Source organism: Streptomyces massasporeus, from assembly GCF_014648995.1.
Lineage (GTDB): Bacteria > Actinomycetota > Actinomycetes > Streptomycetales > Streptomycetaceae > Streptomyces > Streptomyces massasporeus.
Genome location: NZ_BMSE01000021.1, coordinates 61,412 through 79,588, shown reverse-complemented (window position 1 = coordinate 79,588; position 18,177 = coordinate 61,412). Strand labels below are relative to the sequence as shown.

Here is an 18,177-nt window from a genome sequence, read left to right as displayed (position 1 = left end):
GGTGGCTCCGTCGGCGGCCGCGGGCCCGTGGGGGCTGTTCGCGCAGTTCCCCGCGCCCCCCACGGGAAGGCCGGCTCAGTAGCCGTTGTTGTAGGGCCCCTGCTGCGTGCCGTACGGCTGCTGCGTCCCGTACGGCTGCTGCGTGCCGTGCGGCTGCTGCTGTGTCCCGTACGGCTGCTGCTGGCCGTAGCCCGGGGCCTGCGGGTATTGGTTGTAGTACTGCTGGTCGTCGTAGCCGTTCTGGTCGTTGTACGGCTGCTGCTGCGGGCGCTGGTGGGACGGCTGGTCGTCCGGGGTGATGCGGCGGAGCTGGGTCGTCGCGTCGTCCATGGCCTGGTGCTGCTGCCGCTCCGCGGGGGCCTCGGCCGCCGCGCGCTTCTTCTTCGAGCGGTCGCGCAGGTACTCGATGATGATCGGGACCACGGAGAGCAGGACGATCAGGACGAGGATCGGTTCGACGTTCTTCTTGATGAAGCCGATCTGGCCGAGCCAGTAACCCGCGAGGGTGACGCCGGTGCCCCAGGCGACGCCACCGATGACGTTGTACGTGAGGAACGTGCGGTACTTCATGCGGCCGGCGCCGGCCACGATGGGGGCGAAGGTGCGCACGATGGGGACGAAGCGGGCCAGGACGATCGCCTTGGGGCCGTACTTCTCCATGAACTCGTGGGCCTTGTCCAGGTTCTCCTGCTTGAAGAGCTTGGAGTTGGGACGGTTGAACAGCTTCGGGCCCAGGAACTTGCCGATCATGTAGCCCACTTGGTCGCCGATGACGGCGGCGAGGACGATCAGCGCGCAGACCAGCCACAGCGGCTGGGTGATGTAGGTGCCCTCGGCCACGAAGAGGCCGGCCGTGAACAGCAGGGAGTCACCCGGCAGGAACGCGAAGAGACCGGACTCCGCGAAGACGATGAGCAGGATGCCGGGCAGGCTGAACGTGGAGATCAGGTAATCCGGGCTGAGCCACTCGGGGCCGAGCGCAAGCGTGGTCACGGGGATGTGGCTCCTGCTGCTGTGGGGGACGGGCTGGGCTGGCTGCCTCAAAGTATCAACGCAGCCGTCATGGCCCAGGTTCCATGGGCGTACTCAGGATGCACTGTGCCCGGCCCCGGTCAAAGCTGTGAACCATGGGCATCGACGAATACGGCGGCGGACAGGGCCCGGAGCCCGATGTCCTCGTCGTCACCACGAACGACGTACCCGGCTACCACGTGCGGGAGGTGATCGGCGAGGTCTTCGGCCTGACCGTGCGCTCCCGCCACGTGGGGAGCCAGATCGGCGCCGGACTGAAGTCGATGGTCGGCGGCGAGCTGCGCGGGCTCACCAAGACGCTCGTGCAGACCCGCAACCAGGCCATGGAGCGGCTCATCGAACAGGCACGCACGCGTGGCGCCAACGGCATCCTCGCGTTCCGCTTCGATGTGACGGAGGCGGCCGACGTGGGCACCGAGGTGTGCGCGTACGGCACGGCGGTGGTCCTGACCCGGGAGTGAGGCACTCCCGGGCCGGGGATCAGGAGGTGTGACGTGCCGCGTTCGCGACGATCGCGTCCCTCAGGTGCTCGGCGAGGCCCGGGCGCAGCACCTCGTAGAACGCCTTGAACCGCTCGTCGGAGACGTACATCTCGCCGAGGCAGCGGTGGATCTCGTAGGAGCACTCGTAGAACCACGTGCAGATGTGCTGCCGGTGCTCCTCCGCCAGGGTCATGGCCGCCTCGCCGGTGGGCGGCTCGCCCACCGCCATCAGGGCGCCGTAGCGCTCGCCCCAGTCGGCGGCCTCGGCCTGGATGCGCTTCCAGTCCTCCTTGGTGTAGCTCGCGGTGCGGCGCTGCGAGTCGGCGTACTCGTCGGTGCCGCCCCAGCGCTCCTCCACTTCCTGCGCGTACTGCTCCGGGTCGTTGTCCCCGAAGACCTCGAACCTCTCCTCGGGCGTGAGATTGAGTCCCATCGTGCGTGCCTCCATGGCGTGCTCCACGGCCGCCGCCATCTTCCGCAGCTTCTCGATCCGGGCGGTCAGCAGTTCGTGCTGGCGGCGCAGGTGCGCGCGCGGATCCGCGTCCGGGTCGTCGAGCAGGGCGGCGACCTCCTCGAGCGGGAAGCCGAGCGCCCGGTAGAACAGGATCTGCTGCAGCCGGTCGAGGTCGGCGTCGCTGTAGCGCCGGTGGCCCGCGTGGCTGCGTTCGCTCGGGACGAGCAGGCCGATGTCGTCGTAGTGGTGCAGCGTGCGCACCGTGACACCGGCGAAGCCCGCGACCTGTCCCACCGCGTAGTTCACTTCCGCTCCCTTCTTCCGCGCTCCACGGTCGGGCCTCACGCCACGTGAGGTGCAAGCGTGTTTCCCGTTTATACCGTTTGATCCGTTTATCGTGTGCCCGTGGTCCAGGACTCCGAAGACCAGACGCCCTCCGTCACCCCGTCGACTCCCGCCCGCACCCTGCTGCCGTCGATCGTGCCCGCCGTCACCGTGGGCGTGGTCTCCGCCCTGATCCTGGTGGGGGTGGAGGCCGCCGCCGACCAGCTCCAGGACGTGCTGTGGGAGGCCGTGCCGGACGCGCTCGGGATCGGCCGGTACTCCGTGGCGTGGATGTTCGTGGTCCTCGTCGCGACCGGCATCGCGGTCGGGCTGGTGGTGTGGAAGGTCCCGGGGCACGCGGGCCCCGATCCCGCCACCGTCGGTCTGGACGCCCCCGTCCTGCCGCCCCTGGTGATCCCCGGGCTGCTGCTGGCGAACGTGCTGATGCTGGCGGGCGGCCCGAGTCTCGGCCCCGAGAACCCGATCATCACCACGAACGTCGCCCTGGCGGTCTGGCTGGGCGGCCGGTTCATCCCCCGGGCTCCCGGCCGGATCTGGCCGGCACTTGCGGAGGCGGCGACCATCGGCGCGCTGTTCGGCACGCCCGTGGCGGCCGCCCTGGTGATCTCCGAGGTGCTGAGCCGGCAGGAGACGCGCGGATTGCTGTGGGACAACCTCTTCGCGCCGCTGACCGCCGCGGCCGCCGGGTCCCTGACCGTCTCCCTCCTCGATCACCCGAGCTTCGACCTGGACCTGCCGTCGTTCGGCGACGCGGGCTGGGCGGACCTCCTCGCGGCGGTGGTGGTCGCCTCCGTGGGCGCGCTGCTCGGCATGGGAGCCGTTCGCGCGTTCCCGTACGTCCACGCCGCGTTCCGGCGGCTGCGGCATCCGATGCTGATGCTCCCGGCGGGCGGGGTCGTGCTCGGCGCTCTCGCGGCCCTGGGCGGCCATCTGACGTTGTTCAAGGGACTCGACGAGATCGCCACGCTGGCGCACGACCCGGACGGCTGGTCGGCCGGTGAGTTCGCCGTCATGACGGTGGTGAAGCTGGCCGCGCTGGTCGTCGCCGCGTCCTGCGGTTTCCGCGGCGGGCGGATCTTCCCCGCCGTGTTCGTCGGCACCGCCCTCGGCCTGTGCGCGCAGGCCCTGGTGTCCGGGGTCCATCCCTCCGTGGGGGTGTCCGCCGGTGTGCTCGGGGTGCTGCTGGCGATCACGCGGCAGGGCTGGATCAGCCTGTTCGTCGCAGCGGTGCTGGTCGCCGAGCCGGGGGTCGTCGCCCTGCTCTGCGTCGCCTCGCTGCCGGCCTGGCTGCTGGTCACGGGCCGGCCCCAGATGCAACTGCGCAAGGACGGCACGTCGGTCCGATGAGCCCACCCCTCTCCCGAACCCACCCCTGGAGGCCCCCATGCCGTTCAGCGAAGGCACCCCCCGGACCGGCGAACGCCGCCTGTCCGTCAACCCCTTCTACGGCCCCGCCAACCCGCTCGGGGACATGGCCGAGGCCCCGCCCACGCACCGGCTCCCGGACCAGCCCATGGCACCGGCGACCGCCCACCAGCTGGTGCGCGACGAGCTGATGCTCGACGGCAACGCCCGGCTGAACCTCGCCACCTTCGTCACCACCTGGATGGAGCCCGAGGCCGGGATCCTGATGGCGGAGTGCCGCGACAAGAACATGATCGACAAGGACGAGTACCCGCGCACCGCCGAGCTGGAGCGGCGCTGCGTGGCGATGCTCGCCGACCTGTGGAACGCGCCCGATCCGGCGAGTGCCGTGGGGTGTTCGACGACCGGGTCGAGCGAGGCGTGCATGCTCGCCGGGATGGCGCTGAAGCGGCGCTGGGCCCAGCGCAACGCCGACCGTTACCCCGGGGCGCGGCCCAACCTGGTGATGGGCGTGAACGTGCAGGTCTGCTGGGAGAAGTTCTGCAACTTCTGGGAGGTGGAGGCCCGGCTGGTGCCCATGGAGGGCGAACGGTTCCACCTGGACCCACAGGCCGCGGCCGAGCTGTGCGACGAGAACACCATCGGGGTCGTCGGGATCCTGGGCTCCACCTTCGACGGGTCCTACGAGCCGATCGCGGAGCTGTGCGCGGCGCTCGACGGGTTGCAGGAACGGACCGGGCTGGACGTCCCGGTGCACGTGGACGGGGCGTCCGGGGCCATGGTCGCGCCGTTCCTCGACGAGGACCTGGTGTGGGACTTCCGGCTGCCGAGAGTGGCGTCGATCAACACCTCGGGGCACAAGTACGGGCTGGTCTACCCGGGTGTCGGCTGGGCGTTGTGGCGGGACGCGGAGGCGCTGCCGGAGGAGCTGGTGTTCCGGGTGAACTACCTGGGCGGCGACATGCCGACGTTCGCGCTGAACTTCTCCCGGCCCGGCGCACAGGTCGTGGCGCAGTACTACACGTTCCTGCGGCTGGGCCGGCAGGGCTACCGGGCCGTGCAGCAGGCCGCGCGCGACGTGGCGACGGAGCTGGCCGGGCGGGTCGAGGCGCTCGGCGACTTCCACCTGCTGACCCGGGGCGACGAGTTGCCGGTGTTCGCCTTCACGACCGCGCCGGACGTGACGGCGTACGACGTGTTCGACGTCTCCCGGCGACTGCGCGAGAGCGGCTGGCTGGTGCCCGCGTACACCTTCCCGGCCAACCGGGAGGACCTGTCCGTGCTGCGGGTGGTGTGCCGCAACGGCTTCTCCGCCGACCTCGCGGATCTGCTCGCGCAGGACCTGGAGCGGCTGCTGCCTGACCTGCGCCGACAGCCACGCCCGCTGACGGAGGACAGGGGCGCGGCGACGAGCTTCCACCACTAGCGCTGCTCTGCCGGGGGCGACGGGCAGGCGGTCGGTAGGTCGCCTGCCCGGCCACCGGCCCCACTACCCCTACCGCCTGCCGGGACCAGCGGCTCCGCCGCCCCGTACCTCCCCAGCCGGAGCCAGGGGCCCGCCCGCAGGCACGTCGCCTGCCAGGGCGGGCGGGCAGGCCGCCGGTACGTCGCCTTCCCGGGCCGGCGACCCAACCGCCCCTACCGCCTGCCGGGGCCAGCGGCTCAGCCGCGGTACCCCCCTGCCTGAGCGGGTGGGTCGGGCCGCCGGGCTTCCCGCCTGCCGGGGCCGGCGGCTCAACCACCCGACACCCCGCCCCGCTCCCGGGCCGGCGGCCCAACCGCCCGGCACCCCGGCCCGCCAGGGCTAGCGGCTCAGTCGGGCGAACCTGCGTACCGCCAGGGGGAAGAACACCGCCAGTAGGGCCAGGGGCCAGATGATCGCGGCCCATGTGTGGCCGGATTCCGTGCCGGGTACGCCGAGCAGGTCGCGGACGGCCGTGGCCGTGTGGGACATCGGGTTCCACTCGACGGCCGTGCCCAGCCAGCCGGGCATCGAGCCGGGGGTGGCCAGGGCGTTGGACAGGAAGCCGACCGGCCAGACCAGGATCTGCACGGCCTGGACCATCTCGGGCCTGCCCGCCACCAGGGCCAGGTGGATGCCGATCCACAGCATGGCGAACCGGAACAGGAGCAGCAGGCCCATCGCCCCGAGGAGGGCCGTCGGGCCGCCGCCGGGACGCCAGCCGAGCGCGGCGCCGACTCCGATGAGCACGACCAGGGCGAGCGCCGACTGGAGCATGTCGGCGGCCGAACGGCCCACCAGCACCGCCCCGTTGGCCATGGGCATCGAGCGGAAGCGGTCGATCACGCCTTTGTTGAGGTCCTGCGTGACGGCGAGCATCGTGCCCTCCAGGCCGAAGGCCATGGTGAGCGCGAGCATGCCGGGGATCAGGTAGTCGCGGTACTCGCCGCTCACCCCCCGGCCGCCGCCGACCAGGTAGCCGAACATCAGCAGCAGCATCACCGGGAAGATCAGGTTGACGACGAGCTGGACGGGCTGCCGCCCCCAGCGGGCGAGTTCCCGGCGGGTCATGGTCCAGGAGTCGGTCAGGGCGTATGCGGTCACGCGGCCTCCTTCACTCGGCGGTCGTCCCCGGTGAGGTGCAGGAACACCTCGTCCAGCGTCGGGCGGCGCAGCGCGACGTCCTCCGCCTCGATCCCGGCCTCCTTCAAGGCCCGTACGACCCCGGAGAGCGCCTCCATGCGGTCGGTCACCGGCGCGCTCAGCAGTCGCCGGTCGGCGTCGACGCTGACCCCGGTGAGGGGCAACAGGGCGACGGCGGCACCCAGTTGGCCGGCGTGCCGCAGGGTCACGTCGATACGGTCGCCGCCGGTCTCGGCCTTCAGCTCGTCCGCCGTGCCCTCGGCGATGACCCGGCCGGCGTCGACGACCGAGATGCGGTCGGCGAGCTGATCGGCCTCCTCCAGATACTGCGTGGTCAGCAGGACCGTCGTGCCGCCGCCGACCAGGGAGCGGACGGACGCCCACACCTCGGCGCGGCCGCGCGGGTCGAGGCCGGTGGTCGGCTCGTCCAGGAACAGCACCTCCGGCTCGGTGATCAGGGAGGCTGCCAGGTCCAGGCGGCGCCGCATGCCCCCGCTGTACTGCCGGACCGCCTTGCGGCCGGTGTCGGTCAGGTCGAAGCGCTCCAGGAGTTCCCCGGCACGCGCGCGTGCCCGCCTCGCCCCCAGGTGGTGCAGCCGGCCGAACAGCTCCAGGTTCTGCCGGCCGCCGAGCTCCTCGTCGAGCGCGGCGTGCTGGCCGAGCAGGCCGATGCGCAGCCGCACGGCGTACGCCTCGCGCACCACGTCGTGCCCGGCCACCTCGACGCGGCCCGCGTCGGGCCGCAGCAGGGTGGACAGGACCCTCACCAGGGTGGTCTTGCCGGCGCCGTTCGGGCCGAGCACTCCGTGCACCGTGCCGCGCGCGACCGTGAGGTCGAGCCCGTCGAGCGCCTTCTTGTCGCCGTACGTCTTCTCCGCGCCTTCGACGGTGATCGCCGTGTCGGCCACTGAGTCTCCCTCGCTAGTCAAACTTGACTACAAGCGCAAACGTAAACCCGTCCGAGCCATTCGTCAAACTTGATTAGTGGGTGTCCCCGGGGTGCCGCTCCCCCGTCGCGTACGGGTTCTCCTCGTCCTCCGCCAGGACGCCGACGAACGGATCGCCCTCGTCGGCGAAGGTGTAGGCACCGCCCTCGATGCGCTCGATGAGACCGCGGGTCCACTCGGCCTCCGAGTCGGCCGTGTGGACCCACATGTTCATGATCTCGCCGATGTGCCCGAGCTGCCCCGGCCCCTCCTCGGGCACGTAGTGCTCCAGGACGGCGGCCCGCCACTGCTCGATCCGCAGAGTCCGCTCCTTCAGCAGCGCGACCGCCTCGGCACGCGGCAGGTCGACGACGAAGCCGACGGCGGCCGTCTTCATGTCCCCGCGCTGGTCGTAGGTGACCAGCGCCTCCCGCAGCAGCCGGAAGTACTCCTCGTTGCCCTGCCCGGTGATCTCGTACTCCGTGCGCGGCGGGCCGCCGGCCGTGGAGGGGGCGATCTCGTGCGCGTGCAGCAGCCCCTGCTTCGCCATCTGCTTGAGGGCGTGGTAGATCGAGCCGGGCTTGGCGGTGGACCACTCGTGCGCGCCCCAGTACTCCAGGTCGTTACGCACCTGGTAGCCGTGGGCCCGCCCGTGCATACGGACCGCGCCGAGCACGAGGAGGCGGATCGTTGACATGCGGCCAAGGCTATGCCTCGGCCACCGCCCGCTGCTCCTCGGCCACCAGCTCGAAGGCGGTCCTGCCGTCCAGGGACTCGCGGACGATGTCGGCGTGACCGGCGTGCCGGGCCGTCTCGCGGATGAGGTGGAGGCAGAGCCAGCGGTGCGAGACCCGGCCGTCCGGCGGGAACCAGGGCTGCGCCGGCAGCGCGAAGGTGTCGTCGAGGCTCGGCACCGAGCGGATGTAGGCCTCCGTCTCGGCGGCGACCTTCTCCCAGTACGCCAGCTGCGACTCGACCGTCTCGCCCTCGACCAGCCGGAAGCACTCGTGCCAGTTGGTCTGGTCCCGCACGACGGCCGGCGGCTCGCCCTTGGCCAGGGAGATCCACATCTGCTCGACCTCGGCGACGTGCTTGACCAGCCCGGCGAGGGACAGCTCGCTCGCACTCGGCCGCGACGAGGCCTGCTCGTCCGTCAGCCCGAGCACCGCCCGGCGGACCCCTCCGCGCTGCTCGGCGATGAAGGACAGGAGCGCCCCGCGCTCGTCCCCGTGTGCCTCCGCCGGAACGTGAGTGACCATGAACGCCGCCTTTCGCCTGGTCAGGGGGCCTCTCCCCCGACACCGACCAAGCTACGGGCCCTTGCGGTCAGGTTCTGTCCGCAAGGGCCCGGGCGCGCCGAAAGGTCATGGAAGCCGAAAGGTTCTAGAAGGGGAACCCGCTCCGGCCGTGCTGCACCGAGATCCACTTGGTCGTGGTGAACGAGTCCAGCATCGTGTCGCCGTTGAGCCGGCCGATGCCCGAGTGCTTCTCACCGCCGAAGGGGACGATCGGCTCGTCGTGGACGGTGCCGTCGTTCACGTGGAACATGCCCGTGTCGATCTGCTTGGCGAACGCCACACCCCGCTCGATGTTCCCGGTGTGGACGGCACCGCTCAGGCCGTACGGGGTGTCGTTGACGAGACGTACGGCCTCCTCCTCGCCGTCGAACGGGACCAGGAACGCGACCGGCCCGAAGACCTCCTGCCGGAGCAGCGCGGAGTCGGCGGGGATGTCCGTCAGCACGGACGGCTCGACGAGGTTGTCGGTCCGCCCGCCGCGCACCAGGGCCGTGGCGCCCTCGGCGAGGGCCTGCTCGACCACGCCGGAAACGGCGTCCGCCTGCGAGGAGTTGATGACCGGGCCGATGACGGTCTCCGGGTCGCGCGGGTCGCCCGTCTTGAGGGTCTTGACCTTGGCGACGAACTTCTCGGTGAACTCGTCCGCGACCGACCGGTCCACGAGGACCCGGTTGGCGGCCATGCAGACCTGGCCCTGGTGGACGTACCGGCTGAAGACCGCCGCGTCGACGGCGTAGTCGACGTCGGCGTCGTCGAGGACCACCAGCGCGCTGTTGCCGCCCAGTTCGAGGACGGAGCGCTTGAACTGCCGGGCGCAGACGGTCGCCACGTGCCGGCCGACGGCGTCGGAACCGGTGAAGGAGATGACCTTGGGGACCGGGTGCTCGATGAAGGCGTCGCCGATCTCCGCGATGTCCGTGATGACGACGTTCAGCAGCCCGCCGGGCAGCCCCGCGTCCTCGAAGAGCTTCGCGACCAGGGAGCCGCCCACGATCGGGGTGTTCTGGTGCGGCTTGAGCACCACGGCGTTGCCGAGCGCGAGCGCCGGGGCGACGGACTTGATCGACAGCAGGAACGGGAAGTTGAAGGGGCTGATCACGCCCACGACGCCGACCGGCACGCGGTAGACGCGGTTCTCCTTGCCGTCCACCGGCGAGGGGATGATCCGGCCCTCGGGGGCCAGCGCCAGGTGGACCGCCTCGCGCAGGAACTCCTTGGCGAGGTGCAGCTCGAAGGCGGCCTTCAGGCGCGTGCCGCCGAGCTCGGCGATGATGGCCTCGGAGATCTCGGCCTCGCGCTCCTCGATCAGGCGCAGCGCCTTCTCGAAGACCGCCCGGCGGGCGTAGGGGTTGGTCGCGGCCCACTGCTTCTGGGCGCGGGCCGCCGCCCGGTACGCCTGATCGACCTCGTCGGCCGTGGCTATGGTGATCGACGCGAGCTTCTCGTCGTCGTACGGGTTGAAGTCGATGATGTCCCAGGAACCGGTGCCCGGGCGCCACTCACCGTCGATGTACTGCTGTGCAAGGTCGGTGAAGCAGGACGACGACAATGTGATCCCTCGATCCCTAAGCAGACCCCTGATCGCGCCTTCACGATCTGATCACACGTCATCGTACTTGTGTTTCAGGCGAGTTGGAGGGGTCCTTCGGGAGACTCGGAGGGCTCCTTCAGGAGAGCTGGAGGAGTCCGCGGAGAAGGTCCCGGCTCTCCGAGGGGCCCGGGCTGTCGCTCTGGAGCTCCTTGAGCGCCTTCTCGTACTGGGCGACGTCCTCGGCCTTGTCCAGGTACAGCGCGCTGGTGAGCTGCTCCAGGTAGACGACGTCCGACAGGTCGGACTCCGGGAAGCTGAGGATCGTGAACGCGCCACTTTCGCCGGAGTGGCCGCCGAGGCTGAACGGCACCACCTGGAGGCGCACGTTGGGCCGCTCGGAGATCTCGATGAGGTGCTGGAGCTGGCCCCGCATCACCTCGCGGTCGCCGTACGGGCGACGCAGCGCGGCCTCGTCCAGGATGATGTGGAAGTCGGGCGCGCGCTCGTCGACGAGGTGCTTCTGGCGCTCCAGACGCAGCGCGACCCGGCGCTCGACGTCGGCCTCGCTCGCGCCCTGCATGCCCCGCCGGACCACCGCGTGGGCGTACGCCTCGGTCTGCAGCAGGCCGTGCACGAACTGCACCTCGTACGCCCGGATCAGCGAGGCGGCGCCCTCCAGGCCGACGTAGGTCGGGAACCAGCTGGGCAGCACGTCCGAGTAACTGTGCCACCACCCGGCGACGTTGGCCTCCTTCGCCAGCGACAGCAGGGAGGCGCGTTCCTGTTCGTCCGTGATGCCGTACAGGGTGAGCAGGTCCTCGACGTCTCTGGTCTTGAAGCTCACCCGGCCCAACTCCATCCGGCTGATCTTCGACTCGGAGGCGCGGATCGAATAGCCCGCCGCCTCGCGCGTGATGCCCCGCGCCTCACGCAGTCGCCTGAGTTGTGATCCGAGCAGCATGCGCCGCACCACCGATCCCGGCTCTCCCGCGCTCACGTTCGCCAGCCTCCCCAACGTCTTCAGGGGCCGCAGTCTGCCACTAAAACACTCCGAGCAGTACTCGTCCGGTTACGGAAACGGAATCGAGACGGTCGACGCTCGCGCGCGGGAGCAAGAAGAAGGCAAGTGAACGGCCAAAGAGGGACCTGAAGATGACGGAAAAATTGACCAACAAGCGGTACGGGACATCGCATTCCGGTCACGTGCACGTGCATCTGCCCTTGCATCTGCTGTACGCATCCGAAACCATGGTCCCGCACCACCGCCGCATCGCACCGACCGCGAATTCCCGGGAGTGCCTCGCATGGGGACGAATGGATCGACCATGCTCGAGCCGTTACGGCAGGGCCTTCCGCCGCTGGATCCCGCGGCCGTGTCCGACGCCGCCTCCTGCGCTCTGCCCGCCCGCTACGAAGCGGTGCGCGAGGCACGGCAGTTCACCCGCAGAACCCTCGACCAGTGGGACATGGGCGAGCGGTTCGACGACGTCTGTCTGGTGGTCTCGGAACTCGTCACCAACGCCCTGCGGCACGGCCTTCCGGCGGCCGACGCGTGCACCGGCGGCCGTGAAGCCGCCGTGCGGCTGCACCTGATGCGGTGGGCCGAGCGACTGGTGTGCGCGGTGCGCGACCCCAGTCACGACAGCCCGGTCGCCCGGGAGACCGACGACTTCTCGGCCGAGTCGGGCCGCGGGCTGTTCCTCGTCGACTCCTTCAGCGACAGCTGGGGCTGGCACCCGCTCGCGGGCGCGCTCGACGGCAAGGTGGTCTGGGCGCTGTTCCGGCTTCCGCGGACCGGTTCACGGACGGCCGGCGAATGAGAAACCGCGGCGCTTCCTCGCGTCGCGGTTCTACGCGCGTCACCGCGCGTTAAGTACGGATTACCCCGTTTCCTCCGGGGCCCAGCGGATCGTCAGCCGCCCACCAGATGGTCGAACTCGCCGTCCTTCACGCCCAGCAGCATCGCTTCGATCTCCGCACGGGTGTAGACCAGCGCGGGACCGTCGGGGAAGCGCGAGTTGCGCACGGCCACGTCGCCTCCCGGCAGCCGGGCGAACTCCACGCACGAGCCCTGCGAGTTGCTGTGCCGGCTCTTCTGCCAGGCCACACCGTGCAGCCCGGCGGCCGCCATACCGTTGTACGCGTCGTGATCCACAGGTCGCTCCCCGGTGGTGCACTGGCTGGTGTGGCCATTGGTGCAGTGGTCAACTGACCCGGATCATAGCCCTGTTCATGTGCAGATGCATGGGCAGATGCACGTGCACGCGGGGTGGTCCCGCGGTTACAGCTTTGACGACCGCTTTACCGAAGCTCTCGACTGTTTGACGGCCCCGCCCCGCCGCTCGTTCCCGGTGGCCTGCGACGAAGTCGCCGGATTCGGGGAGGTCCGGTGGAGGCGGAGCATCCGCTCGGCGGCGGTGCGGGACGGCCGCGGCGGGGCCGCGCCGGAGAAGCGGGAGCTGAGGCGCGGGACGGGGGGACGGCCGTTCGACTGGCCGACCGGCATCCGGAAGACCGCTGCGGCCTGCGAGGACGGGGAGAAATGGGCCGGTCGCAGGAGATGCGGGTCGTCCTCCCTGCCGGTGCGGTGCTCGGACCATCGCCGGACACCCGCTCGGCGTTCGGCCCCGGACGACCCGCGCGGCACGCGTCCCGGACCGCCCGGACGACGACCGCCGCCCGGCAGGCCCGACCGGTGTCCGACCGGTGTCCGGCCGGTCCCGACGGCCCGTCGCGACCCCTGCCGCCCCCGTCGGCCGACGGGGGCGGTCCGGCCCAATCACGACATGGGCGGGAGGCCCCCACCCGTCAAGCGTGGGGAACCTCACCCTGTCCGGACCCGCTCAGCGGGTGGCGTACGGCAGCAGCGCCGTCTCGCGCGCGTTCTTGATCGCCTTGGCCAGCTGCCGCTGCTGTTGGGACGACACCCGGGTGACCCGGCGGCTGCGGATCTTGCCGCGGTCGGAGATGAACTTCCGCAGCAGCTCGGTGTCCTTGTAGTCGATGTACGTGATCCCGGCCCGGTCCAGGGGGTTGGGCCGGTCCTTGGCGGGTTTGCGGTCGGGCTTGCGCGGCATGGGGGGTCAGACCTCCAGGAGGGTGTCGAAGGCGTGCGGCAGCCGCTGCCAGGCGTCGCGCCCGGCGGCGTACTCGGCGTCGGTCAGCAGGCAGGACTCCAGCAGCCGCTCCAGGCCGTCCCGGTCGAGGCCGGGCGAGGTGAAGACGAGGTGCTGGCAGCGGTCGCCGTGCTCGGCGTCCCAGTCCAGTGCGGCGGCGGCCCGGCGCACCGGCGGGACCATCTCCCAGGCAGCGTCCGGCAGGGAGGCCAGCCAGGGGCCCGCGCTCTCCACGCACAGGGCGCCGCCCGCCGCGTCCCAGTGGAACAGCGTGTCGGGCTTGTCGGCGAGCCAGAAGCGGCCCCGGCTGCGGGCGGCCGCGCAGGTCAGGTCCTCCAGCGCGGCGTACAGCCGCTCCGGGTGGAAGGGGCGGCGCCGGTTCCAGACCAGCGTCGAGACGCCGTGCGCGTCGGCCTCGGCGGGCAGCAGGGCGCAGGCCGGGTGCTGGGCGGCGGCGGCCGCCTCCACGTCGAAGCCGGCCAGGGCGGCCCGGGCCAGCGGGGAGAGCGGACGCAGGCGCGGGGTCGGCACCGTCAGACCGTCATCGAGCGGGTCCGCGGGGGCAGCCTGGCCGATCGGGACCCGGCGGGCCGTCGGGTGCAGCTGCGCGAGCAGTTCGCGGTCCTCGTCGTCGGCCTCCGGGGAATCGGCGACCGCGAGGACGGGGGCGTACTCCAGCTGGCGCGCGAAGGTGTCGGCGACCGTGCGCTGGTCGGTGGCGGCCGCGGCGAGACCGCCGTCGGCCAGGTCGTCGCCGTTGCCGAGGAACGGCAGGACCAGGGCCGGGTCGACGGCGGTGATCACACCGGTGACGGTGAGCCCGCCGGCCGTGACGACCTCGGCCATGGCCTTGGGCTCGACCGAGTCCCACAGCTCGACGACGGCGAGCCGGGTGCCGCCGGCGTCCCGCAGCCGCTCCAGCTCCGGCACCAGGTCCTCGCGCAGGGCGCAGCACGCGCAGTCGTTGACCAGCGGCGCCTCCCCCGCGTCGAGGATGCCGGAGGCGTCCCTGATGGTCCGTACGACGGTGCCCGCGGCGGCCGTCGCCAGGTCGTGGTGGAGGACGACACTGCCGGGGACGTCGGCGAGCAGCCGCGCGACGGCCGCCCTGCGGGCGTCGGCGTGCAGCCCGCCGACGATCACGACGGGGAGACCGGGAGGGACAGCCACGGGATCAGCCCTTCTTTCCGTACCGGCGCTCGAAGCGCTCCACGCGGCCGGCGGTGTCCAGGACGCGGGCCGTGCCGGTGTAGAAGGGGTGGCTCACGTCGGAGATCTCGACGTCGACGACCGGGTAGATGTTGCCGTCCTCCCACTCGACGGTCTTCTCGCTCGCCGTGGCGGACAGGGTCGAGCGGGTGAGGAAGGCGTAGTTCGCGGCACGGTCGCGGAAGACGACGGGGCCGTACTCCGGGTGGATTCCCTGGCGCATGGTCAGCGCTCCTCTCGGAAGTCGACGTGGCGGCCGGCGACCGGATCGAACTTGCGCAGGGTCATGCGGTCCGGGTCGTTGCGGCGGTTCTTGCGGGTCACGTAGGTGAAGCCGGTCCCGGCGGTGGACCGGAGCTTGATGACCGGACGGAGTTCGTTGCGTGCCATGCCGCTATGATACTGAAAATGAAATCCATTTCCACTACCTGAGCAGAGAGGTACGTCACCACCCATGTCCGCGCACTGCATGCTGACCGGCACCCGGCCGGGCTTCGGCAACCGCATCTCGCACTCCCACCGGCGCACGTCGCGCCGGTTCGACCCCAACATCCAGTCCAAGCGTTACTGGCTGCCGAGCGAGGGCCGGCACGTACGGCTCCGGCTCAGCACCAAGGGGATCAAGACTGTCGACACGATCGGGATCGAGGCGGCCGTCGCCCGGATCCGCGCCCGGGGAGTGAGGGTCTGATGGCCAAGAAGAGCAAGATCGCGAAGAACGACAGGCGCCAGGAGGTCGTCGCGCGGTACGCCGCCCGGCGGGCCGAACTGAAGGAGATCATCCGGCGGCCGTCGTCGACGGAGGCCGAACGGCTCGCCGCACAGGCGGAGCTGCGCAGGCAGCCGCGCGACGCGAGCGCCACGCGCGTGCGCAACCGCGACGGCGTCGACGGTCGGCCGCGCGGCTACTTCCGGGCGTTCGGGCTGTCCCGGGTGAGTCTGCGGGAGCAGGCGCACGCGGGGTATCTGCCCGGGGTGCGCAAGTCGTCCTGGTGAGAGGCGGCCGTCGTCCTGGTGCGAGGCGACCCCGGGGGCCCTTGACGGGCCCTGGTAGCTTGCTGCGGTCGTTCCGGCCAGGAGGCCGGCCGGTGCCGTCCGGGTCGGTCGGCCGGCTACAGCTTGGGGGCTTGCAGTGACTTCGGTGATCTTCTCGCGCCACTCCGGCGCCGTGCGCGTCGCGGCGGCGGCCGCGGGGCTGGCGGGCGTGCTCGTGCTGAGCGCGTGCAGCAGCGACGGCGGTTCGGGCGACGACTCGGCCTCCAGCGCGTCCCCGTCCGCCTCGGCGTCCGCCGGTACGGGCGGCGACTCCGGGTCCGGTTCCGGGGACTCGGCAGGCGGCGAGCTGGCGGGCAGCTGGCTCGCGACGACCGACGGCAAGGCCGTGGCCCTGGTGATCACCGGAAAGCAGGCCGCCCTGTTCGGCACCGGCGGGAGCGTGTGCAGCGGCACCGCGGGCGAGGAGTCCGGGATGCGCATGATCCGCCTGAAGTGCACGGACGGCTCCAAGGACCGGGCGACCGGCATGGTCGACTCCGTGAACGGGAGCAGCCTCAAGGTCACCTGGGAGGGCGGCCTCGGCGCGGAGACCTACCGGAAGACCGAGGGCGGCAAGCTCCCGACGGGACTGCCGACGGCGAGCCTCGGCTGACACCCGACGGCGTACGGACGGGCCGCGGATCGCCTGAGGGCAGCGCGGCCCGTCCGGCGTCCGGGGAGTCACCCGGGGCCGAGGGACCCGTCCGGCGTCCGGAGAGTCACCCGGGGCCGAGGGGCCCGTCCGGCGTCCGGGGAATCACCCGGGGCCCAAGGACCCATCCGGGCGTCCAGGGAATCACCCCGAGCCCAAGGACCCATCCGGGCGTCCAGGGAATCACCCCGAGCCCAAGGGCCCGTCCGGCGTTCGGGGGAATCGTAGGGGGTGCGTGCCCCCGCGGCAGTCGCGTGCGTGATGATCCAGGGGCCCGATGCCGCTTTCGTTCGACACGTCCAGAGGACCTCATGCGCACCTACCCCCTCACCCTGGCCGCCGCCCTCGCCGCGACGGTCCTGCTGACCGGCTGCAGCGACGACAAGTCCGGTGGCGACGACGTCAAGAACGCGGACCGGCCGAGCGATTCGGCCTGCGCGCTCGGTGACATGGGCGTGGAGGTCGGCGCCGCCACCGCCCCGGCCGCCGGCGACACCGGCACCGTCACCGTGACGCTCACCAACAAGGGCGCGCAGTGCACGCTGAAGGGCTTCCCCGGCGTGGACCTGCTGGCCGACGACAAGACGACCTCCGTCCTTCCGGACGAGGGCGCGAAGCCCCAGTCGCTGACCCTCGGGAAGGGCGGCACCACGTCCTTCACGATCACCTACGTCCGCAGCGAGGCGGGCTCCGCGGAGAGCCTCGACGTGCACAAGGCGTCCTTCACCCTGCCCGGCGACAGCAGGACGGCGCACGAACTGACCTGGTCGTACGGCGCGGTCGACTGGACGGATGACCAGAAGCCCTCGGTGAGCGGCTTCGAGACCTCGGGCGACTGACGGCACCGACCGCCCGACGGCAGGTCAGCGCAGCGGCGGCCGGTGCCGGACCTGGGCCCGGTCCGCCGCCTGCGCGCCCTCCGTCCAGCCCGCCGCGTCCCGCACCCCGCGCAGCCGGGTCGTGGTCGTCTCCGGGAACATCCGGTCCAGCCGCCCGGTGACGGCGACCTCGCGGGAGGCGAGGACCGGGAGCAGGTCGTCGGTCACCTGGGTCTCGGCAGCCGCCGCCAGGCGGGCGCCGATGCGGTGGGCGTAGGCCGCGAGGAACGACTGCCGGAACGTCTTGGTGCGCTTGCGGCCGCCCGCCCGCTGCGCGGCCTCCGCCTTCGTCATCGCGGTCGTGGCCTGCACCAGGAGTGAGGTGTAGAGGAGTTCGACCGCCTCCAGGTCGGTTTCGAAACCGACGACGGTGGAGAAGCCGAGGGGTTCGTTCCACACCGCGCGGCAGTGGTTGGCGCCGGCGACGGCGTCCAGCAGCACCGCCTTGGCCTGCTCGTACGGCGGCTCGACCCCGATCCGGCAGGCCCCGGGGGTGTCCGGGGACGGCGCCCGCGCCGCGAGCAGCGCCTCGTCGACGCTGTGCCGGGCCATCAGCTCCTGCGCCTTGGCGCTGAGCGCCTCCGCCTCCTCCGGGAACCCGGTGGCTTCGGCCTTGGCGAGCAGGGCGCGGATGCGGGTGAGCATGCGGGACTCGGTCCGCGCCTCCCCGGGCGCCTCCTCCAGGGCCTCCAGGGAGGGCAGCCGCAGCAGCAGGCGGTACAGCTCCAGCACGGCGGTGGCGTACGAGAACCGGTCGGTGCGGGGCGGGGCGTCGGCGGGGAGTTCCGCGAGCTGCGTGTTCCAGCGGTGACCCCGGGGTCCGTCGCCGGGTGCCTGCGCGCGGATCAGCGCGGCCACGAGGAGTACGTGGACGTCGTCCAGTTCGCGCCGCACGAACCGTACGACGTCGGCGGGCTGCCAGCCGCGCCGCCAGGCCGCCGCGACGAACTCCTCCCCACGCCGGTCGAGTTCGGCGTCCGCCGCCGGGTCGGAGGCGAGCAGGGACGCGCCGGTGTCGAGGGCCGTCTCGCCGGAATCGTAGAGGGCCGCTCCGAACGCGCGGTCGACGGTGGTGGACGTACTCACGGGCCGATGGTGCCATGTCGGCACGCCCGGGCCGGCCCGGCCCCGCAAGGGCGACCCGCGGACCCGCTTGCGGAGTCGGCCCCGGACCCGCGCCCACGGTCCCGTACGTCTCACTCCCCGGAATTGGCTCGCCCCCGCGCGGCGGGTCTTCGAGCATGGCCCG

General features: G+C 71.7%; 22 protein-coding genes. 8 read left to right on the top strand and 14 right to left on the bottom strand.

Annotated features, from left to right (window positions below; genetic code table 11):
* Window positions 1–75: 75 nt before the first annotated feature.
* Window positions 76–993, bottom strand: a complete 918-nt coding sequence (locus IE153_RS33825) for a DedA family protein (protein ID WP_189593538.1) — start codon at window positions 991–993, stop codon at window positions 76–78.
* A 134-nt stretch (window positions 994–1,127) separates the two neighbouring features.
* Between IE153_RS33825 and IE153_RS33820 the strand changes: the two genes are divergently transcribed.
* Window positions 1,128–1,493: a YbjQ family protein gene (locus tag IE153_RS33820; protein ID WP_097218607.1), complete on the top strand. Its 366-nt coding sequence runs from the start codon at window positions 1,128–1,130 to the stop codon at window positions 1,491–1,493.
* Window positions 1,494–1,512: 19 nt separating this feature from the next.
* Here IE153_RS33820 and IE153_RS33815 read toward each other — a convergent pair whose 3' ends face one another.
* The gene (locus IE153_RS33815; protein WP_189593537.1) at window positions 1,513–2,274 is read right to left on the bottom strand and encodes a MerR family transcriptional regulator; all 762 of its coding nucleotides are present in this window, start codon (window positions 2,272–2,274) and stop codon (window positions 1,513–1,515) included.
* Window positions 2,275–2,373: 99 nt separating this feature from the next.
* Here IE153_RS33815 and IE153_RS33810 point away from each other — a divergent pair, with 99 nt between their 5' ends.
* Window positions 2,374–3,660, top strand: a complete 1,287-nt coding sequence (locus IE153_RS33810) for an ion channel protein (protein WP_229829300.1) — start codon at window positions 2,374–2,376, stop codon at window positions 3,658–3,660.
* A 37-nt stretch (window positions 3,661–3,697) separates the two neighbouring features.
* Window positions 3,698–5,104 carry a glutamate decarboxylase gene (gene gad / locus IE153_RS33805; protein ID WP_189593535.1) on the top strand — a complete coding sequence of 469 codons (1,407 nt, stop codon included), beginning with the start codon at window positions 3,698–3,700 and terminating at the stop codon, window positions 5,102–5,104.
* A gap of 378 nt (window positions 5,105–5,482) precedes the next feature.
* Here the strand turns inward: gad and IE153_RS33800 are convergent, their stop codons facing one another.
* The 6 genes from IE153_RS33800 to IE153_RS33775 all read right to left on the bottom strand — a co-directional run bounded on the left by IE153_RS33800 (window position 5,483) and on the right by IE153_RS33775 (window position 11,011).
* Window positions 5,483–6,244, bottom strand: coding sequence for an ABC transporter permease (locus IE153_RS33800; protein ID WP_189593534.1), 762 nt, complete (start codon window positions 6,242–6,244; stop codon window positions 5,483–5,485).
* Complete coding sequence (locus IE153_RS33795) at window positions 6,241–7,191, bottom strand: ATP-binding cassette domain-containing protein (protein WP_189593533.1); 951 nt, start codon at window positions 7,189–7,191, stop codon at window positions 6,241–6,243. Before IE153_RS33795 ends, IE153_RS33800 begins: the two co-directional genes overlap by 4 nt.
* A 73-nt stretch (window positions 7,192–7,264) precedes the next feature.
* A complete protein-coding gene (locus IE153_RS33790) occupies window positions 7,265–7,906 on the bottom strand; it encodes a PadR family transcriptional regulator (RefSeq protein ID WP_189593532.1) in 642 nt (213 codons plus the stop codon).
* A gap of 10 nt (window positions 7,907–7,916) precedes the next feature.
* Window positions 7,917–8,468: a DinB family protein gene (locus tag IE153_RS33785; protein ID WP_185012388.1), complete on the bottom strand. Its 552-nt coding sequence runs from the start codon at window positions 8,466–8,468 to the stop codon at window positions 7,917–7,919.
* A gap of 124 nt (window positions 8,469–8,592) precedes the next feature.
* Window positions 8,593–10,056 (bottom strand): aldehyde dehydrogenase family protein, encoded by a 1,464-nt coding sequence (locus tag IE153_RS33780; protein WP_189593531.1) that lies wholly within the window; start codon window positions 10,054–10,056, stop codon window positions 8,593–8,595.
* A gap of 118 nt (window positions 10,057–10,174) precedes the next feature.
* Entirely contained in the window at window positions 10,175–11,011 is an 837-nt protein-coding gene (locus IE153_RS33775) for a Sco1979 family transcriptional regulator (protein ID WP_494402942.1), read from the bottom strand.
* Between the two features lie 331 nt (window positions 11,012–11,342).
* On the opposite strand from IE153_RS33775, the gene IE153_RS33770 reads away from it, so the two are divergent.
* Window positions 11,343–11,858, top strand: coding sequence for an ATP-binding protein (locus IE153_RS33770; RefSeq protein ID WP_189593530.1), 516 nt, complete (start codon window positions 11,343–11,345; stop codon window positions 11,856–11,858).
* Window positions 11,859–11,950: 92 nt separating this feature from the next.
* Here the strand turns inward: IE153_RS33770 and IE153_RS33765 are convergent, their stop codons facing one another.
* The 5 genes from IE153_RS33765 to rpmG form a co-directional block, all read right to left on the bottom strand.
* On the bottom strand, window positions 11,951–12,169 hold the full coding sequence (locus tag IE153_RS33765; RefSeq protein ID WP_045296613.1) for a DUF397 domain-containing protein: 219 nt from the start codon (window positions 12,167–12,169) through the stop codon (window positions 11,951–11,953).
* 712 nt (window positions 12,170–12,881) lie between these two features.
* On the bottom strand, window positions 12,882–13,115 hold the full coding sequence (gene rpsR / locus IE153_RS33760; protein WP_189593529.1) for a 30S ribosomal protein S18: 234 nt from the start codon (window positions 13,113–13,115) through the stop codon (window positions 12,882–12,884).
* Window positions 13,116–13,121: 6 nt separating this feature from the next.
* Window positions 13,122–14,324, bottom strand: coding sequence for a CobW family GTP-binding protein (locus IE153_RS33755; RefSeq protein ID WP_189593528.1), 1,203 nt, complete (start codon window positions 14,322–14,324; stop codon window positions 13,122–13,124).
* A 4-nt stretch (window positions 14,325–14,328) separates the two neighbouring features.
* Window positions 14,329–14,586, bottom strand: coding sequence for a type B 50S ribosomal protein L31 (locus tag IE153_RS33750; protein WP_189593527.1), 258 nt, complete (start codon window positions 14,584–14,586; stop codon window positions 14,329–14,331).
* A gap of 2 nt (window positions 14,587–14,588) precedes the next feature.
* Window positions 14,589–14,753, bottom strand: a complete 165-nt coding sequence (rpmG, locus tag IE153_RS33745) for a 50S ribosomal protein L33 (RefSeq protein WP_030846000.1) — start codon at window positions 14,751–14,753, stop codon at window positions 14,589–14,591.
* A gap of 64 nt (window positions 14,754–14,817) precedes the next feature.
* Here rpmG and rpmB point away from each other — a divergent pair, with 64 nt between their 5' ends.
* From rpmB to IE153_RS33725, 4 genes are all read left to right on the top strand, one after another.
* Window positions 14,818–15,054: a 50S ribosomal protein L28 gene (rpmB, locus tag IE153_RS33740; RefSeq protein ID WP_185012382.1), complete on the top strand. Its 237-nt coding sequence runs from the start codon at window positions 14,818–14,820 to the stop codon at window positions 15,052–15,054.
* Window positions 15,054–15,359 carry a 30S ribosomal protein S14 gene (rpsN, locus tag IE153_RS33735; RefSeq protein ID WP_185012381.1) on the top strand — a complete coding sequence of 102 codons (306 nt, stop codon included), beginning with the start codon at window positions 15,054–15,056 and terminating at the stop codon, window positions 15,357–15,359. The genes rpmB and rpsN overlap by 1 nt, the downstream gene beginning before the upstream one ends.
* Window positions 15,360–15,495: 136 nt before the next feature.
* Window positions 15,496–16,011, top strand: a complete 516-nt coding sequence (locus tag IE153_RS33730; protein ID WP_438817972.1) for a hypothetical protein — start codon at window positions 15,496–15,498, stop codon at window positions 16,009–16,011.
* Window positions 16,012–16,361: 350 nt separating this feature from the next.
* On the top strand, window positions 16,362–16,889 hold the full coding sequence (locus IE153_RS33725) for a DUF4232 domain-containing protein (protein WP_189593526.1): 528 nt from the start codon (window positions 16,362–16,364) through the stop codon (window positions 16,887–16,889).
* A gap of 24 nt (window positions 16,890–16,913) precedes the next feature.
* Here IE153_RS33725 and IE153_RS33720 read toward each other — a convergent pair whose 3' ends face one another.
* The gene (locus IE153_RS33720) at window positions 16,914–18,014 is read right to left on the bottom strand and encodes a DUF2786 domain-containing protein (protein WP_189593525.1); all 1,101 of its coding nucleotides are present in this window, start codon (window positions 18,012–18,014) and stop codon (window positions 16,914–16,916) included.
* Window positions 18,015–18,177 lie beyond the last annotated feature (163 nt).

Bases quoted from the DNA above. Each gene is read 5' to 3' on its own strand.
- IE153_RS33765 (WP_045296613.1), bottom strand. From the start codon at position 12,169: ATGGCGGCCGCCGGGCTGCACGGTGTGGCCTGGCAGAAGAGCCGGCAC.
- rpsR (WP_189593529.1), bottom strand. From the start codon at position 13,115: ATGCCGCGCAAGCCCGACCGCAAACCCGCCAAGGACCGGCCCAACCCC.
- IE153_RS33820 (WP_097218607.1), top strand. From the start codon at position 1,128: ATGGGCATCGACGAATACGGCGGCGGACAGGGCCCGGAGCCCGATGTC.
- IE153_RS33790 (WP_189593532.1), bottom strand. From the start codon at position 7,906: ATGTCAACGATCCGCCTCCTCGTGCTCGGCGCGGTCCGTATGCACGGG.
- gad (WP_189593535.1), top strand. From the start codon at position 3,698: ATGCCGTTCAGCGAAGGCACCCCCCGGACCGGCGAACGCCGCCTGTCC.
- IE153_RS33785 (WP_185012388.1), bottom strand. From the start codon at position 8,468: ATGGTCACTCACGTTCCGGCGGAGGCACACGGGGACGAGCGCGGGGCG.
- rpmB (WP_185012382.1), top strand. From the start codon at position 14,818: ATGTCCGCGCACTGCATGCTGACCGGCACCCGGCCGGGCTTCGGCAAC.
- IE153_RS33770 (WP_189593530.1), top strand. From the start codon at position 11,343: ATGGGGACGAATGGATCGACCATGCTCGAGCCGTTACGGCAGGGCCTT.
- rpsN (WP_185012381.1), top strand. From the start codon at position 15,054: ATGGCCAAGAAGAGCAAGATCGCGAAGAACGACAGGCGCCAGGAGGTC.
- IE153_RS33750 (WP_189593527.1), bottom strand. From the start codon at position 14,586: ATGCGCCAGGGAATCCACCCGGAGTACGGCCCCGTCGTCTTCCGCGAC.
- rpmG (WP_030846000.1), bottom strand. From the start codon at position 14,753: ATGGCACGCAACGAACTCCGTCCGGTCATCAAGCTCCGGTCCACCGCC.
- IE153_RS33725 (WP_189593526.1), top strand. From the start codon at position 16,362: ATGCGCACCTACCCCCTCACCCTGGCCGCCGCCCTCGCCGCGACGGTC.